14 protein-coding genes and 1 pseudogene are annotated in these 16,885 nt (G+C 61.9%); 12 read left to right on the plus strand and 3 right to left on the minus strand.

Translation table 11 applies throughout. The features are described from left to right. The coding region (locus HYI44_RS28720) for a LacI family DNA-binding transcriptional regulator (RefSeq protein WP_225571150.1) at positions 1 to 828 on the minus strand (828 nt) is incomplete at its 3' end. 173 nt (positions 829 to 1,001) lie between these two features. Here HYI44_RS28720 and HYI44_RS28725 point away from each other — a divergent pair. From HYI44_RS28725 to HYI44_RS28745, 5 genes are all read left to right on the plus strand, one after another. After that, positions 1,002 to 2,168 (plus strand): Gfo/Idh/MocA family protein, encoded by a 1,167-nt coding sequence (locus tag HYI44_RS28725; protein ID WP_412548523.1) that lies wholly within the window; start codon positions 1,002 to 1,004, stop codon positions 2,166 to 2,168. After that, entirely contained in the window at positions 2,165 to 3,262 is a 1,098-nt protein-coding gene (locus HYI44_RS28730; RefSeq protein ID WP_225571151.1) for a sugar phosphate isomerase/epimerase family protein, read from the plus strand. The genes HYI44_RS28725 and HYI44_RS28730 overlap by 4 nt, the downstream gene beginning before the upstream one ends. Before the next feature lie 56 nt (positions 3,263 to 3,318). Beyond that, positions 3,319 to 4,551 (plus strand): nucleoside permease, encoded by a 1,233-nt coding sequence (locus tag HYI44_RS28735; protein WP_225571152.1) that lies wholly within the window; start codon positions 3,319 to 3,321, stop codon positions 4,549 to 4,551. Between the two features lie 321 nt (positions 4,552 to 4,872). Next, on the plus strand, positions 4,873 to 5,304 hold the full coding sequence (locus HYI44_RS28740) for an Ohr family peroxiredoxin (RefSeq protein WP_205892212.1): 432 nt from the start codon (positions 4,873 to 4,875) through the stop codon (positions 5,302 to 5,304). A gap of 154 nt (positions 5,305 to 5,458) precedes the next feature. Continuing rightward, positions 5,459 to 5,917 (plus strand): MarR family winged helix-turn-helix transcriptional regulator, encoded by a 459-nt coding sequence (locus HYI44_RS28745; RefSeq protein WP_225571159.1) that lies wholly within the window; start codon positions 5,459 to 5,461, stop codon positions 5,915 to 5,917. Positions 5,918 to 6,064: 147 nt separating this feature from the next. On the opposite strand, the pseudogene HYI44_RS28750 reads toward HYI44_RS28745, so the two are convergent. After that, positions 6,065 to 6,856 (minus strand): annotated as a pseudogene (locus HYI44_RS28750) (LysR family transcriptional regulator); the annotation flags it as partial. A gap of 127 nt (positions 6,857 to 6,983) precedes the next feature. Here HYI44_RS28750 and HYI44_RS28755 point away from each other — a divergent pair. The 5 genes from HYI44_RS28755 (at position 6,984) to HYI44_RS28775 (ending at position 12,705) form a co-directional block, all read left to right on the plus strand. Beyond that, positions 6,984 to 8,330, plus strand: a complete 1,347-nt coding sequence (locus HYI44_RS28755; RefSeq protein WP_225571153.1) for an NAD(P)/FAD-dependent oxidoreductase — start codon at positions 6,984 to 6,986, stop codon at positions 8,328 to 8,330. Positions 8,331 to 8,365: 35 nt separating this feature from the next. Further along, positions 8,366 to 10,018, plus strand: a complete 1,653-nt coding sequence (locus HYI44_RS28760; RefSeq protein WP_225571154.1) for an FAD-dependent oxidoreductase — start codon at positions 8,366 to 8,368, stop codon at positions 10,016 to 10,018. Positions 10,019 to 10,022: 4 nt separating this feature from the next. After that, positions 10,023 to 11,192: an NAD(P)/FAD-dependent oxidoreductase gene (locus tag HYI44_RS28765; RefSeq protein ID WP_122840312.1), complete on the plus strand. Its 1,170-nt coding sequence runs from the start codon at positions 10,023 to 10,025 to the stop codon at positions 11,190 to 11,192. Between the two features lie 45 nt (positions 11,193 to 11,237). Beyond that, positions 11,238 to 12,035 carry a transporter substrate-binding domain-containing protein gene (locus HYI44_RS28770; RefSeq protein ID WP_225571155.1) on the plus strand — a complete coding sequence of 266 codons (798 nt, stop codon included), beginning with the start codon at positions 11,238 to 11,240 and terminating at the stop codon, positions 12,033 to 12,035. Between the two features lie 169 nt (positions 12,036 to 12,204). Next, positions 12,205 to 12,705, plus strand: a complete 501-nt coding sequence (locus HYI44_RS28775) for a signal peptidase II (protein WP_122840314.1) — start codon at positions 12,205 to 12,207, stop codon at positions 12,703 to 12,705. Between the two features lie 25 nt (positions 12,706 to 12,730). On the opposite strand, the gene HYI44_RS28780 is transcribed toward HYI44_RS28775, so the two are convergent. Then, the gene (locus HYI44_RS28780; RefSeq protein WP_225571156.1) at positions 12,731 to 13,411 is read right to left on the minus strand and encodes a class I SAM-dependent methyltransferase; all 681 of its coding nucleotides are present in this window, start codon (positions 13,409 to 13,411) and stop codon (positions 12,731 to 12,733) included. Positions 13,412 to 13,518: 107 nt separating this feature from the next. Here HYI44_RS28780 and HYI44_RS28785 point away from each other — a divergent pair, with 107 nt between their 5' ends. Both HYI44_RS28785 and HYI44_RS28790 read left to right on the plus strand, forming a co-directional pair. Continuing rightward, positions 13,519 to 13,998: a VOC family protein gene (locus HYI44_RS28785; protein ID WP_122840315.1), complete on the plus strand. Its 480-nt coding sequence runs from the start codon at positions 13,519 to 13,521 to the stop codon at positions 13,996 to 13,998. A 290-nt stretch (positions 13,999 to 14,288) separates the two neighbouring features. Then, entirely contained in the window at positions 14,289 to 16,658 is a 2,370-nt protein-coding gene (locus tag HYI44_RS28790; RefSeq protein ID WP_225571157.1) for a TonB-dependent siderophore receptor, read from the plus strand. The last annotated feature ends 227 nt before the right edge of the window (positions 16,659 to 16,885 follow it).

A 16,885-nucleotide genomic window follows, 5' to 3' on the forward strand; every position in this document is an offset into this window, starting at 1 on the left:
AAACGGGATGTCGTCAAAGCCCACCAGGGAAATGTCCTCGGGGACCCGCAGGCCCGATTGCCTGATGCGTTTTAATGCGCCGATGGCCATTTCATCGTTCTCGCAAAACAGCGCTGTGGGGCGGTCGGGCAGTGCCAGCATGGCTGCGGCTCCGTCATCACCGGCCTTGAGGCTGAAATCACCATGGCAGACAAGCGCGGGGTCGGCCTCGATGCCGGCCTGGTTTAATGCATCCTGATACCCGGCGACCCGATCGCGGGTCAGCGGGCTGCTTTTCGGGCCCTTGATCAGGCCGATGCGGCGGTGACCCAGCTCGATCAGGTGCTCGGTCATGGCCTTGGCCGCCGCTCGATTGTCGAGGCTGATGCTGGGGTGACGACCGTTGTGGATCACCTCGCACGCATTGACGATCGGCGGCAGTGCGGCGCCGGGGAAGGGCGCTGCAAAAGGGTCATAGGCGCGCAACTGGATCACGCCGTCGGCCTGGTGGGCGTACACCAGCTCGGCAAACTCGCGCTCGATGGCCTCGCGGCCCTGGGTATCGCACAGCAACAGCCGGTAGCCAGCGAGCTGGGCGGCCTGTTGCGCACCGCTGATGACCTTGGCGAAAAAGCTGTTGGCGATGGTGGGCACCAGGATCACCAGGTTGCCGGTGCGCCGGGAGCGAAACTGCACGGCCATCAGGTTGGGTCGGTAACCGGCTTGTTCCACGGCGGCGTTGACCTTGTCGCGGGTGTCGGGGAGCACCCGCTCAGGCGACCGCAGGGTCCTGGACACCGTGGCAACGGAAACCCCGGCCAGCCTGGCTACTTCGCGGATATTGGACAAGACCACCTCTATATCGAACTGTGCAGCGGCGAGCTTAGCGCAGGTGGGCCGTGGTCTGAAATTTTCCTGGAATTGATTCAGGCGTTTGACACTTCGCCTGCCAGCGCCTAAATTTCGGCAGCGATGTAACCGGTTACATCACTCAAATTCAATACCTGCAGAGAAGCGTTGCGATGAACGATGCACGGGCAAAAATAAGAATGGGCTTCGTCGGTGGCGGGCAGGGCGCGTTCATTGGCCGGGCTCACCGCCAGGCCGCCGGACTCGACGGTTGTTTTGAACTGGTGTGCGGTGCGTTCAGTCGCGACGCCCGCAACAATCAGGACACCGGCGCTGCTCTGGGCCTGCCAGGTTCCCGCTGCTACACCGACTGGCAGCAGATGCTTGAGGTCGAGCGCGGGTTGCCCGCCGATCAGCGCATGGAATTGCTGATCATCGTCACCCCCAACCACCTGCATGCGCCGATTGCCAGTGAAGCGCTGAAGGCTGGGTTTCATGTGTTCAGCGAGAAACCGGCGGCATTGAGCCTGGCCGAGTTGCTGGCGCTCAAACAGGTGCTGCAATCGGGCGATCGTCTTTATGGCCTGGCCCACACGTACCTGGGTTATCCGATGGTCTGGCAGGCCCGGCAGATGGTGCGCGACGGGGTGATCGGCACCCTTCGCAAAGTGCTGGTCGAGTACCCCCAGGGCTGGTTGAGCGAGGATGTCGCGGGCCAGGGTAACAAGCAGGCCACCTGGCGCGATCAGCCTGAGCAGTCCGGGTTGGGCGGTTGCATCGGCGATATCGGTACTCATGCCTTTTCCCTCGCCGAATTCGTTGCAGACCAACCGGTCAGTCACCTGTGCGCGATGTTGAATACCCACGTGGCCAGCCGGCAACTGGATGACGATGCTGCGATGCTGCTTAAGATGGCCGACGGTGCCAGCGGGGTGTTGATTGCCAGCCAGGTCTGCGCGGGCGAGGAGAATCCGCTGAAGATCCGCGTCTACGGCGACAAGGGCGGCCTGGAGTGGCGCCAGGAGGAACCGTCGAGCCTGTTCCATCGCGCCCTGGATCAACCCATGCGGGTGCTGCGATCCGGCGTCGGTCAACCCTGGTTGTGCGCTGACGCGAGCCGGCGCATGCGCTTGCCGGCCGGGCATCCCGAGGGCTATCTGGAGGCCATGGCCAACCTCTACGGCGATTTTGCCTGGGCGATTCGCAACCCAGGCGAAGGCAACGCGGCCCCCGGAGTACCGGGTGTCGACGTCGGCTTGCGTGGCATGGCCTTCATTGAAGCCGCGGTGGCCAATCACCGCGGCGACAGCAAATGGACCGCACTGGTCTGCCCTGAATGAACCTGGAGAACCTGCCTGTGAACAATCCTTCGCAAACCGGCATGCGCGGCCCGGGGATTTTCCTCGCGCAATTCATGGCCGCCGAAGCACCTTTCGACACCTTGGCCAATATCGCCCGCTGGGCGGCGTCCCAAGGCTACAAGGCGATTCAGTTGCCGACCCTGGGCACCCAGTTCATCGACCTGGCGCGCGCCGCCGAAAGCCAGGATTACTGCGACGAACTGATCGCTGTGTGCGCACAAGCGGGCGTCGAGATCAGTGAGTTGTCGACGCACTTGCAGGGGCAGTTGGTCGCCGTGCATCCGGCGTTCGACAGCCTGTTCGACGACTTCGCCCCCGCGCACCTGCGCGGCCAGCCCCAGGCTCGCACCGAGTGGGCCATCGAGCAATTGAAGCTGGCAGCGCGGGCCAGCCAACGGTTGGGCTTGAAGGCCCACGCCACGTTTTCCGGTGCCTTGCTATGGCCGTTTATCTACCCATGGCCGCAGCGGTCGAGCGGGTTGGTTGAGCAGGGTTTTGAAGAGCTGGCGCGGCGCTGGTTGCCGATCCTGGATTGCTTCGAGCAAGCCGGTGTGGACCTGTGTTACGAAATTCACCCAGGCGAAGACCTGCACGATGGCGCCTCTTTCGAGCGGTTTCTCGACGCGGTTGATCACCATCCCCGAGCCGCCATCCTGTACGACCCAAGCCACCTGTTACTGCAGCAGATGGACTACCTGGGTTTCATCGACCGCTATCACGAGCGCATTCGCATGTTCCACGTCAAGGACGCCGAGTTCCGCCCGGATGCCCGATCGGGCGTGTACGGCGGCTATCAAGGCTGGGTCGAGCGCCCGGGGCGGTTCCGATCCCTGGGTGACGGTCAGATCGACTTCAAGCAGATCTTCAGCAAGTTGACCCAATACAACTTCAGCGGCTGGGCCGTGCTCGAGTGGGAGTGCTGCCTGAAGGACGCAGCCCAGGGCGCAGCCGAAGGCGCGGCATTCATCGAGCGGCAGATGATTACCAGGACGCAGAAGGCCTTTGACGACTTCGCCAGTGTGCAGTCTGACGCGGGCTCCAATCGCCGATTACTCGGGTTGCCGGACGCCTGATCACACCGCTGTTCGCTGTGCGCGCCAACAAAAACAACAATAGGATTCTGACAGTTATGACCAAGATGAACGCGCGCCTGAGCGCCATGATGTTCCTGCAATTTTTTATCTGGGGCGGCTGGTTCGTCACCCTCGGCACCTTCCTCGCCAGCAACCTGGGCGCCAGTGGCGGGCAGGTGGGCATGGCGTTCTCGACCCAATCCTGGGGTGCGATCATTGCCCCCTTCGTGATCGGGCTGATCGCCGACCGCTACTTCAATGCCGAGCGCATTCTTGCCGTCCTGCACCTGGTGGGCGCGGTTCTGCTGTATCAACTTTACCGGGCCCCGGACTTCAGCGCGTTCTATCCGTTCGTGCTGGCCTACATGATCATCTACATGCCGACCCTGGCCCTGGTGAACTCGGTTGCGTTTCGCCAGATGTGCGACCCGGCCATGGAGTTTTCGCGCATCCGCGTGTGGGGGACTGTCGGCTGGATTGTCGCGGGCCTGGTGATCAGCTTTGTATTTGCCTGGGATTCCCGGGAAATGATCGCCACGGGTGGGCTGCGCAACACCTTCCTGATGTCGGCGATTGCCTCGCTGGTGCTCGGGCTCTACAGCTTCACCTTGCCGCGCACCGCGCCCCTCAAGCCGGAGGCGGGCAAGGGCGGCATCAAGCAGATGCTCGGCCTGGATGCCCTGGGCCTGTTGAAGGATCGCAGTTACCTGGTGTTCTTCATCGCCTCCATCCTGATCTGCATTCCGCTGGCGTTTTATTACCAGAACGCCAATCCGTTCCTGGCCGAAATCGGCGTGACCAACCCGACGGCCAAGATGGCCATCGGACAAGTCTCCGAGGTGTTGTTCATGCTGCTCCTGCCGCTGTTCATCCAGCGCTTCGGCATCAAGATCGCCCTGCTGGTGGGCATGCTCGCCTGGGCGCTGCGCTACCTGTTGTTCGCCTACGGCAACAACGGCGACCTGGCGTTCATGCTGTTCACCGGCATTGCGTTGCACGGCATCTGCTACGACTTCTTCTTCGTCTCCGGACAGATCTACACCGACGCCAAGGCCCCCGAGCGTTACAGGAGTTCGGCCCAGGGGCTGATCACGCTGGCCACTTACGGTGTGGGCATGTTAATTGGCTTCTGGGTGGCGGGGCAGGTGACGGATCACTTTGCGCTGACGGGCGGCCATGACTGGACGAGCATCTGGCTGTTTCCGGCCGGGTTTGCGCTGGCGATATTCTTTTGCTTCGGCCTGGCCTTCAAAGGGCGTCCGGCCAAGGCCCTGCAGTCAACGGTGTAACTCGCAAGTGGAGTGCGCGCAGCCAAAGCTGCGCGCCGACCGCTCGTCGTCGATGTTTAAAATAGGCTTTGACAACAATGGGGCTTTGCGTGACTATAACTACATCGCATGCGACCAAGTCGAGAGCGATTGAAAATAACCCAATCGCTGGAGACTCGGTCATGAACACGAAAAGAACCTGCTACTGCCCCATCTGCACTCACCCTGCTGTTCGTGGCCACAACGGCAATAACTGGATCATCGGAGCCGCCGTTTGAGCTCTGTCATATACACCGCATGCGATTAAATTGTACTAATACATAAAGTCCTGAGGATTCAATCATGAGCAAGATCGAAAAAGTGCTGGTCACCGGCAAAACCCACACCACCTACAACGGTAACAAGGGCAACCTCGACATCGAATTGTCGTCCCCCACGAACGCCACCCCTGAGCACGTGTTCACCGGCGTCCAGCCGCACCCGAAGGCCGAGCAACTGTTCGCCGGCGCCTGGTCGGCCTGCTACATCGCAGCGGTAGGCCTGGCCGCCCAGCAAATGAAAGTAACCCTGCCGGCCGATACGGCCGTCGACCTCGAAGTGGACTTGGGCCAGACCGGCGCAGCCTACTTCCTGCAAGCCCGACTGACCCTGCGGGTACCCGGTTTGACGCACGAGGTGGCCACCGAACTGGCGCATAACGCCGATGCCATCTGCCCGTACTCCAAGGCCACCCGCGGCAACATTGAGGTCGCTATCAACGTGCGCACTGAGTAACCCACCGCAACGCCGGCTCGCCAGGATCGATTCTGGCGGGCCGGTGTTGGCGCATTGCGCTCAGACCTGGGAGGAGGGGAGCACTACCGACACCATCGCATGCGATGTATAGTCCAGGCATGTGCCCTTCCGTCGCTGACCACCGAGAATGCTGATGAAATCCGATGAAAAGACCGCCGCCCTTGATCTGAAGCTTTCCGACTTCCTGTGCTTTGCCGTGTATTCCTCCAACCTGGCCTTCGGTAAAGCCTACAAGCCAATGCTTGAACGGCTGGGGCTGACCTACACGCAATACATCACGCTTGTTGCGCTGTGGGAGGAGGATAACCAGACCGTTGGCAGCCTTGGCGAGAAACTGTTTCTGGAATCCAATACGCTGACCCCCATCCTGAAGAAGCTCGAAGCCATGGGTTATCTGCGCCGTCAACGCGATCCGGAAGATGAACGCCAGGTGCGCATCAATCTGACCAGTGAAGGCCGCGAGTTGCGTGAAGGGCTGTCGAAAGATGGCTTCCCGCAGACGGGGCTTGATCCGGAGGATTTCGTGAACATGCAGAAAGCGATAGTGAAGCTGCGAAACAACCTTATTCGCACAACGAAGGATCGGGATTGAGTTGCAAGGGTCGGTCGCAATCGCTGATTCGCGAGCGAATCTCAGGTGCGGGCAACGTCGAGACCCGCTTCCTGCCCCAACCACGCCAGAAACTCCGAAAACCCACTCGAATGCTTGACCCGCCGCGGATACACCAGCGTGTACCGCCCCCCGGTCACGATGCGGCCCGAATGCACTCGCACCAACTGCCAACTGCCCACTGCGCAACTCGTCATCGGTCAGCACCGCATCAACCAGCGCAATCCCCTGGCCGCATTTCACCGCGACGATGGCCGACTCCAGCGTATCAAAGGTCAAATGGGCGTTATCGGTGCCGGTTGAGTCCGGGTAGTACTCAGCCCAGCGCCGCCAATCCAGACGGTCCATGCTCGAGTCTACCAGTCGCGCACTCTTGAGCAGTTCTTGCGCAGTGGTCCCGGCGAGCAAGGCCGGGGAGCACACCGGGATCAGTTCTTCTTCCCACAATTGCAACGCTTCGAAGTCCGGCCAGGTGGCGGTGCCGTAGGCGACCATGGCGTCGATGGATTCGAACGCGAAGTCGGGGAAGCGGTGATACACCGTATCCACGCTCACGGTGACTTGCGGGTGCATACCATAAAACCTCGTGAGCCGCGGGATCAGCCAACGCGCTGCCATGGTCGGGTGAGCACGCAGGCTGACACTACGGCCGACGGTGGCGAGCATGTGCGAGGCATCGCAGAGCAGGCCGATGACCTGTTCGGCCACCGGCACCAGCGAGCGGCCCTCGGCGGTGAGGACGATCCTGCGGGTGTGGCGTTCGAACAGGCGGCTGTCCAGGCGCGCCTCCAGTTGCGCAACCTGGCGGCTTACCGCGCTCTGACTGAGGTTGAGCTGCTCGCCAGCCTTGCCGAAATTGCCGGTCTTCGCCACCGTCAGGAAGGCCTGCAGAAGCTCGATGGATGGCAGTTGGCGGCTCATGTTCTATGCGCTCCTCACATGGGATTAATGCAGATACATCACTGTTATTTCGCCAGTACGGGGCACATTCTTGATTGAAACAACGACGCGGCGCTACGCGTCTTTTTTCCAGCGGACGGTGGCCCTCATGAACACTCCAGCAATGGCATTCGATAGCCGCTCGGCGCCCCAGGACCAGCGCCTGCCGGAATCAGTCGACGTGGCGATCATCGGCGGCGGCCTGATGGGGTGTGCCTGTGCGTACTACCTTAGCAAAGCGGGGGCCAGGGTTCTGCTGATTGATAAAAGCATCATTGCCGGGCAGCAATCTTCGCGGGCCTGGGGCTTCGTTCGCCAGCAGTCCCGTGACGAAGCCGAAGTGCCGTTGATGCAGGCCAGTATCGGGCTTTGGCGTTCGCTGGAGCACGACCTGCAGACCGACCTGGGCTGGCGCAATGACGGCTGCCTGTTCGTCGCTGGCAACGAGGTCGAGCGCGAGGGCTATGCCTCCTGGCTGTCAGTGGCGCGCAGTTTCTCGGTCGATACGGTGATGCTTTCGCCTCGGGAGGTGCAACAGAAACTGCCGGGTTACGCGATGCCGCAGCTTGGCGGTCTGTATACCGCCAGCGACGGTCAGGCCGAACCTACACGTGTGGCCCGCGCCTTCGCAATGCGCGCCCGGGAACTCGGCGCGCAGATCATTGAACAGTGCGGTGCCAAAGGCATCGACGTCGCTGCCGGCCAGGTGGTGGGAGTGGAAACCGAGCGTGGCTACGTCAAGGCGAAAACCGTGGTGTGCGCGGCCGGTGCCAGCACTTTTCGACTGCTGAAAATGCTGGGTATTTCCCTGCCGCAGCAATTGGTACGGGGCACGGTGGCGCGTACCAACGCCGGGCCGACCCTGAGCGGTATTTCCACGATTGCCAACGGTGTGGGCTTCCGCCAGCGGCTGGACGGCAGCTTCAACGTGGCCGACGACGCTCATGTCGACGTCGACATGACGCTTGGCCATCTGCGGGCATTGCATTGGTATGCGCCTTCGCTGTGGGCACACCGCAAATCGTTTCGCTTCAACCTCAACGGCGCCTGCCTGAGCGATCTGCACCAGCGCATGCCGTGGTCCGAGGCATCGCGGCTGGGCGCCGGGATTCACCAGCGCAATCCATTGCTGCAGCCCAATGAAAAGGGCCTGGGAAGCGCGATGCGCGCGCTCAAGGCGGCGTTTCCCGATCAGGTGAATACGCAGATCGTTGATCGCTGGGCCGGCGGCATCGATGTGTTGCCGGACGGTATTCCGGTGATCGACGCGCACACCTCGCCCCGCGGCCTGGCAGTGGCCACCGGCTTCTGCGGCCACGGGTTTGCCATGGGGCCCATCGTCGGCAAGATCCTGGCGGACTGGATCGACTCGGGCAATCCGGGCCTGGACATGCGCCAGCTGCGCCTGTCGCGATTTGCCGAGGGCGATGTCAAGCCGCCTTCTTCGCTGTTCTAGTCAATTACTGTGCACGTCCTTGCGAGGGTACAACGATGACAAAACCTCTCGATCCAGACACCTATTACGATCCCGCTTCGGTGGCCGGCAAGGCTCCGCCGGTCCGCGACGAGACCGATATCCTCATCGTTGGCGCGGGGCCCGCAGGGCTCGCTGCCGCCCTGGCGGCTGCCGGGCATGGCCTGCGCGTGACGCTGGTAGACGAAAATCCATTGCCTTTGGAGACCATGGGAGAAGAAGTGCCGTTGCATTTCGGTAGCCGTATGGGCGCCGCAGTCGCCAATCGCAATAGCGTGCTGCAGACCCTGCTTGATGCGCGTCCGCAGATCGCCGAGGCGCTCGACGCCGGGGTCGATGTGCGACTGGGCACAGCGGTGTGGGGGTTGTTCCCGCAACAGCGCACCACCGCCTGGATCGAGGGCTCGATTGCCGGCCTGGCCGACGGAGACAACGCCAGTCTGCTGCGCTTCAGGCAAGTGATAGTCGCGGCCGGACGACGGGACATGGGCCTGGCGTTTGACGGCTGGCATCACCCCGGCGTAATGGGGGTCAGCGCTGCGCATCGGCTGGCCACTGTCTATGACGCGCTGGAGTGCAAACGTGCAGTGTTGCTCGGCAGCGACACCCAGGCGCTGGTCTCGGCCCATGCGCTGATCGCCAAGGGTGTGCAGATCGTGGCCATCGTGGAGCAGGCTGACCGGGTCAGCGCTGACCCTGCGCTACTCGACCTGCTGGTGGCACAAGGCGCCCAGGTGTTGAGCGGGCATGTGATTGGCGAGGCGCGCGCAGATGCGCGCGGCGTGCAGGGGATCACTGCTGTTGCGATCGATGGGGCGGGGCGTCCACTGCCCGGGGTTGCAACAGAGATTGAATGTGACACGGTACTGCTCGGCGTGGCCGCTATTGCGGCGATCGAACTGGTCGAAGCAGCCGGCTGCCGCACCTCCTTCCACGCCGGACGCGGCGGGCATGTCCCCGACATTGATCGGGCGCAGCGCTCGTCGTTGCCGTTTATCCTGGTGGCCGGGGACTGCGCTGGAACCTGGACGGCGAAAAGCCTCGACGATGCCATCGCAAGGCATGAAGGCCGGGTGGCTGCGCACACCGCGCTGGCGGCCCTGGGCGTAGTCACACCTTCGCCCGAGCCCGAGCCCGCGCCATTGCCGGACGGCCCCGTCTTCGATGTCGCCGCAATTCGTGCTGCGTGGGTCCGCGCATCCACTGTGCATGCCCGCAATGAGCCCTACGTATGCCTGTGCGAAGAGGTCACAGCCAGTGAAATTGTAGGCCAGCAACCGCCGCGCTATCTGCAATGGATACCGGCCGATGCTGCCGTGCAGAGTGCGATGACTTCGTCGCTGCCGAATCCGGACGTGACCAAGCGCCTGACCCGCGCCTGCATGGGCCCGTGCCAGGGGCGGCGCTGCCGCGAACAGGTGGCGACCTTGCTGGGGATCGGTGCCGGCTTGAGTGTCGACGGTATCGCACTGGCCTCTTTTCGCCCGCCCGTGCGGCCGCTGTCGATGCGACAGATGGGTCAGGTGGAGGAAACGCCGCAGATGCTCGGTCATTGGGATGCCTGGTTCGACATGCCGTCCCAGTGGACGCCGTTCTGGCTGTGCACCGGGCAACAAACAGTGGCCCGGCGCCCGACGGGCACCACCCATACGCCACCTGTGGAGGGCTGACACCATGCGCGCAGTGAAGAAATCGTCCAACCGTGCATCCGTGATCGTCGTCGGCGCAGGAGTGACTGGCCTGAGTGCCGCCTGGTGGCTGGCCCGCGATGGGGTTGACGTGCTGGTACTTGAAGCGGGCCTGATCGGTTGGGGCGCCTCGGGCCGTAATGGCGGCGGCTGTTCCCACCACCACAGTCCGCTGTTCGTCGAAGAGCAACGGCTGTGGCCACTGATGGACGAACTGCTCGGTTATCCCACCGAATATCGTCCGGATCGCATCAGTATCGATCTGACCGAGCATCAGGTCTCGATCGATGAAAAGGTTGTCGACGAAGCCGCCTGGTACGGGTTGCGCGTCGACCGGCTCGATCCCCAACAGGTGCGTGACGTGGTGCCCATTGCCGGCGACAACGTATTGGCCGGCTACTACTACCATTTTGGCGGCCACGCCAATCCGCATCGCACCTTGCAGGCCTATGCCTGGGCACTGAAGAATCTGGGTGGCCGTTTGCTCGAGCACTCGCCGGTTCTTTCCATCGAGCGTCAGGGTAACCGTGTCACCGGCGTGCGCACTGCCCAGGGGCTGATTTCGTGCGACCAGTTGGTGATCGCCGCAGGCCCGCATACCGGTGAACTGGCCGCTCAGCTCGGCGTCGAGATTCCGTTGGTGACTGCACGCGCCGAGATGATCGTTACCGAGCCGCTGCCGCTACTGGAGGTGGGCGGTGTGGATGGCAATGGCCTGTACGGTCGTCAGACCCTGCGCGGCAACCTGGCGTATGGCGGCGGGCCGCATGAGTGGGTCGACCTGCGCGACGTCAGCCGCAACCGTGCGCAGTCGACTCCGCTGCAATGCAATATTGCCCGACGGCTCGCCGAACTGTTTCCCAAGGTGGCGCACAAGCGGGTGATCCGCAGTTGGGCCGGGTTCATCGAAAATACCCCCGACGGGCGCCCGGTGATCGACCGGCCCGCCGCGCTGGATAATGTGACGGTGGCCACCATGTCGGGGGTCGGGTTCGGCCTGTCGCCGGCGAGCGGTCATGCGATTCGCGATCTGGTGGTCGACGGGCGTTGCAGTTTTGCCGACATCTCGAGCTTCTCGCTGTCACGTTTTGCCGCCCTCGAAGCGGACTGGCAAAACATTCAGGGCTGGCTGCCATTGCCGTCACCCGGGGTGTAGCCAGCCGTGCTATCGAACCATTTTCCTGAGAAAAAAGGACTGACCATGAAATCAATGCTGCGCAATTTGACGTTGTTGGCTGCCGTCGGCATGACGTTATGTTCCTTCGCGGCTCCCGCCAGTGCAGCCGAGGACAAGCTGCGCTTTGGTGTGGCCGCCGAGCCTTACCCGCCATTCCTGGTGAAGACGCCCACCGGGCAATTCACCGGCTTTGAACCCGACCTGATCCGGGCACTGTGCGAGCAGATGAAAGCCGAGTGCGAGATCAAGGAGGTGGCGTGGGACGGCATTATTCCGGCGTTGCTCGCCAACAAGTTCGACGTGTTGTTCAACTCCATGGGCATCAGCCCGGAACGGCAGAAGGTGATTGCCTTTTCCCGTCCGTACTACGAAACCACAGGGATTTTCGTCGCGGCCAAGGACACCCGGCTGACGCTGACCCCACAAGGCCTGGCCGGCAAGTCCATCGGCGTGCAGGGTTCCACCACCAACGCCGAGTTCATCCGCAGCGCCTACGGCAAGGACTCCGAGATTCGCATCTATGCCACCCAGGATGATTGCAACGCGGACCTGCTGGCCGGGCGTATTGACGTCATGTTTCTCGACAAGCTCGGCGATATTGCTTTTCTGAGCTCCGCAGATGGCGCGGCATATGAAGAGAAAGGCACCGGCAGCGTGAAAATGGACCCCATGCTGTACGGCCTGGGCGTCGGCGCCGGGCTGCGCAAAAGCGATACCGCGCTAAAGGAGCGCATCGACCAGGCACTCACGCAATTGCATGAGTCGGGCAAGTACACGCAAATCTCGCAGAAATATTTTCCGGTCGATCTGTGGCCACAATGAGTTGCACTGGCAAAGAACAACATGAACGACCTTGAGCAAAGCCCTTGCGCCGGGCGGTCGTGGAGGGTGGCAATGCCGCTAGACCCGACGATTGAGCTGCGTTATCTTGCCGCCGCTAACGCCAGGCAGTTCCAGGCATTAAATTGGCAGTGATGAAAAAGGATCGTTCATGGAACAAATCGCAAGAATCCGGTTGTTTGCAGTGCTGACCGGCATTGTCTTCATTGCCGTTGACCAGTTGGTGAAGCTTCTGGCACTGCATTCTCTGCAAATGGACAGCTTCAGGTTTGGCAGCAGCGTTGCCTGGCTTGACGTCGCGCTGAGCCTCAATCCTGGCGCATTCCTGAGCCTGGGCGCGGGGCTGGCACCGGGCATCAAGCAGCTGATTTTCATCCTGGGCGTAGGCGCAGTGGTGTGCTGGGCCATCTGGTGGGCGTTCAGCCATTGGACGCAATCGCCACGCAAGGCCGCGGCGCTTTATTTCATTGCCCTGGGCGGCGCCTCCAACCTGATCGACCGGGTGTTCCGTGAAGGGCATGTGGTCGACTATCTGATCCTCAATCTTGGGTCGGTGCATACCGGCGTGTTCAATATTGCCGATATCGCGATCATGGCCGGGGCGGCGGTGTTAATCGTCAGTGAGTTCAGGACCCAACGCGGGGTCAATTGACCGGCGCGCTGGTTCGCCTGTCCATTTAAATGCCCGGGAGACGCTGTTCAGCCACCATCAGCAACGACTGCGGCACCGGACTTTGCGGGTGTTGCGGCTCTTGCAGGCCCACCAGTTGAAAGCCCGCCATGTCCAGCGCGTTGAACCAGCTGGACAAGGTGCGCAGGTACCAGGGCATGGGTTGCCAGTGCCCGGCAAACCCGGCGAAGGTTTCTGATCGCCAGCCATCCTGATAGTCGCCTGCTGCCGCAGCCCAGGGATGCAGCGTCTGGATCACCAGCGCGCCGCCAGGGGCGAGCAGGGCGTTCATGGCGCTGAGCAGCGGGATGATGTCCTGATGCAACAGGGCAAAGTTGGCGCCGATCAGGTCGTAGTCGCGGCCGATGTCGACCTTCGCATCGACCAGGGTTTCATAGCTCGCCAGGTAGACCTGTGGGCTGCCCGCCGTCCGCGCGGCCTCGACCAGTGTCGTATCGCCGTCCACTCCAACTGCAGTGATCCCGCGTTCAGCCAGCACCCGCAGTAACCAGCCTTCGCCACAGCCCAGGTCCAGCACTCGCTCAGGCTGGCGGCCCATGATTGCCAATAAAATGGCCTGGTCGGTGACCTGGTGGCGGCTTTCGATCGAGCCACTGCGGACAGCGTCGATCCAGGCGCGGGCGTTGTGGTGCCAGCTTTGCAGCAGGGCGGACTCAGGGGTGGTCATGACGCTACTCGCAGTGATCAATTGAGTGGAAGGATAGGCCATGACTCCGCGCTGCTAGACTCAATCGGCTAATCCTTTGCTGGAGAACCTTCTTCTGGAGAGCCATGATGATCAGCAAGAACACGATTTGTCTCTGGTATAACGGCACCGCGCTGGACGCCGCCACCTTCTACGCCCAGACATTCCCGGACAGTGCCGTGGTTGCCGTCCACCATGCGCCTGGCGATTACCCGTCGGGCAAACAAGGCGATGTGCTGACCGTGGAGTTCACCGTGATGGGCATCCCGTGCCTGGGGTTGAATGGCGGCGATGCGTTCAAGCACACCGAGGCGTTTTCGTTCCAGGTGGCCACCGACGACCAGGCGGAAACTGATCGCCTGTGGAATGCCATCGTCGGTAATGGCGGCGAAGAAAGCGTATGCGGCTGGTGCAGGGACAAATGGGGGCTGTCGTGGCAGATCACGCCGCGCATCCTCACGGCCGCGATCACTGACCCTGATCCGGCAGCAGCCAAGCGCGCATTTGAAGCGATGATGCAAATGGGCAAGATCGACGTTGCCGGGATCGAAGCGGCACTTAAGGGCTGATCTGTCCGCTGTTGCCAGAATTGTTCTACTTTTCCCGTAATTTTTTTCCTGTTCTGTCCTCCCTGTGCGCTCTGGCGCAAGCCGCGCAGGGCTGGACTGCGGGCGATTTTCAGGGCGATAAATGTAACAAGACGTATACGTATCTGTGAATCATTGCTATTTACAAATGCGATCTATTCGCTACTATCCCGCGCAGTCGTAGCTCTTTGCCATATGCCGATCGCCCTTCAATGCGAGTTTGCTGCCCAGCAAAGCCGATACGTCTCCATTCCCTGAACAGGATTCAAGAGATGCTTCGTCCTTTTATGCCCACGTTGACCGGTGCCTTGGCTCTGGGTCTTTCAACTGCCGTTCTGGCAACACCGGTCAACCTGAATCTGCCGGCCCAGCCACTGTCGACTTCGTTGACCCAGTTGGGGCAGGCCAGTGGTCTTCGGATGAGCTTCGATACCCAGTCGGTCGCTGGTAAACAGGCACCCGCATTGAAGGGCAATCTGGAACCCGCACAAGCGTTGAACCAACTGCTGGCAGGCAGCGGCCTGAGCGCTTCGGTGCAGGGTAATTCGGCTTCGGTGTATCAGCCCGACGCCGGCACAGTGAATCTGGGCGCGGTCAACATCGACGCGGTCGGTGGCATTGCCGGCACCGCCACCACCGAGGGCAGCGGCTCCTATACCACCGGGGCCATGAGCACGGCCACCGGCCTGCCGTTGTCGATCCGCCAGACGCCGCAATCGGTCAGCGTGATCACACGCCAGCGCATGGACGACCAGGGCATGAACAACCTCAATGACGTGGTCAAGTACGCGCCGGGCATCACCTTGCGCAAGTTCGGCGGCGATCGCCAGCAGTTCCTCGCCCGCGGGTTCACCGTCGACAACCTGATGTACGACGGCCTGCCGACCAGCCTCAGCACTTTCACCCTGGACACCATCAGTGGCGCCGACCTGGCGATGTACGACCGGGTCGAAGTAGTGCGCGGTGCGACCGGCCTGATGACCGGCGCCGGCAGCCCTTCGGCAACCCTGAACCTGGTGCGCAAGCGGCCCACCGCGACTCCGCAGGTGAGCATCACCACCAGCGCCGGCAGCTGGGATCGCTATCGCACTGAAGTGGACGCCTCGAACAAGTTGAACGAGGCCGGGACGCTGCGCGGTCGTGTAGTGGCCGCCTATGAAGACGGCAACAGCTACATCGACGTTCGCGACAAGCAGCGCCAGACTTTCTACGGCGTCCTCGAAGCCGACCTCAGCGACTCGACCACCTTCACCATTGGCGCGTCCAAGCAGCGTGACGATGCCACCTCCGACTGGGGCAGCCTGCCGGCGGGGCCGAATGGCGAGGACCTGCACCTGCCACGGTCGACCTTCCTGAGCAACGACTGGGCCTACTGGGACCGGGACAACGTCACCCTGTTCACCGACCTGACCACGCACTTTGACAATGGCTGGACTTCCAGGCTGGCCATGGCAAGGATCTGGGCGGAGTCCCATACGTTCTCCAGCTACCTCAGCGCTGCCCGAGGCGGCGGCTTCACCCAGGCTTCGGGCCAGTACGACACCACGGACGTGCAGACCAACCTTGACGGCTCGCTGTCCGGTCCGTTCAAACTGTTCGGACGTGAGCACGAGTTGACCGTCGGCGCGAGCCGTCGCCAGGAGAAGTTTGACCAGAAAGGCGGCTTCTGGAGCGCCGGCACTCCCGTGGATATCTACAACTTCGATCCGGGCGTGATTCCCAAGCCGGATGCCGGGGATCGCACGCCGTACGCGAGCCAAAACACCGCGACCGAGGAGGGCGTCTACGCGGCGGCCCGCTTCAACCCGATCGACCCGCTGCATGTGATTATCGGCAGCCGCCTGAGCTGGTACGACTACGACAATCGCTCGGGACCCGGCGACTACAAGGTCACCCAGGAAGTCACCCCGTACGCGGGCATCATCTATGACCTGAACGACACTTACTCGGTCTATGCCAGCTACACCGAAATCTTCAAGCCGCAGACCCAGCAAGACGTGGCCGGGGCTGTGCTGGATCCGATGACCGGCGAGAGCTACGAGATCGGCATCAAGGGCGAGTACTTCGACGGTGGGCTGAATGCGTCGGTGGCACTGTTCGACATGACCCAGGAAAACCGCGCCTACGCCATCCCGGATCAACCGGACAGCTGCCGCGCGACCAATCGCACCTGCTACGAAGCGGCGGGTGAAGTGCGCAGTCGCGGTATCGACACCGAAATCAGCGGCGCGTTGACGCAGAACTGGCAGGCGTCTGCGGCCTACACCCTGGTCCTGAGCCAGTACGTGAAGGACCGCACGTATCAGAAAGGCGAGTTGTTTGCACCGGGTCAGCCCAAGCACCTGTTCAAGGCAGCGACCACTTACCACTTGACCGGCAACCTGGAAAAAATGCGCATTGGTGCTGATGTACTTGCACAGAGCGCGACCTACGGCCGGGTCGGTACCGGTCATGCGGAGCAGGATGCATACGGGGTGTTCGGGTTGATGGCGGGTTATCGCCTGGATGAGCATTGGGATGCGCGGGTGAATCTCAACAACGTGTTCGACGAGAAGTACTGGCAGGGTATCCCTACGGCCAGTGGCAGCGGCACATATGGCGACCCGCGCAATGTGATGTTCTCGTTGAAGTGGACGCTTTAATCGTTCGTAGCCTTCCGTGGGAGCGAGCAAGCTCTGCTCCCACAGTCATCCTGCCAGCCGCAAATTCTCCATGCCCACAAATCCCTGTGGGAGCGGGCTTGCCCGCGAAGGCGTCTGCACATCCGACACTGATGTGACAGCCGAATCGGCGCAATGGGGACCTTTTTACGTAATTCAATTGACGCGGTAGTAGCGAAAATACTTTGTAGTGGGGATGAGGCGTGGTG

Source organism: Pseudomonas sp. Y24-6, assembly GCF_020295325.1.
GTDB lineage: Bacteria > Pseudomonadota > Gammaproteobacteria > Pseudomonadales > Pseudomonadaceae > Aquipseudomonas > Aquipseudomonas gregormendelii.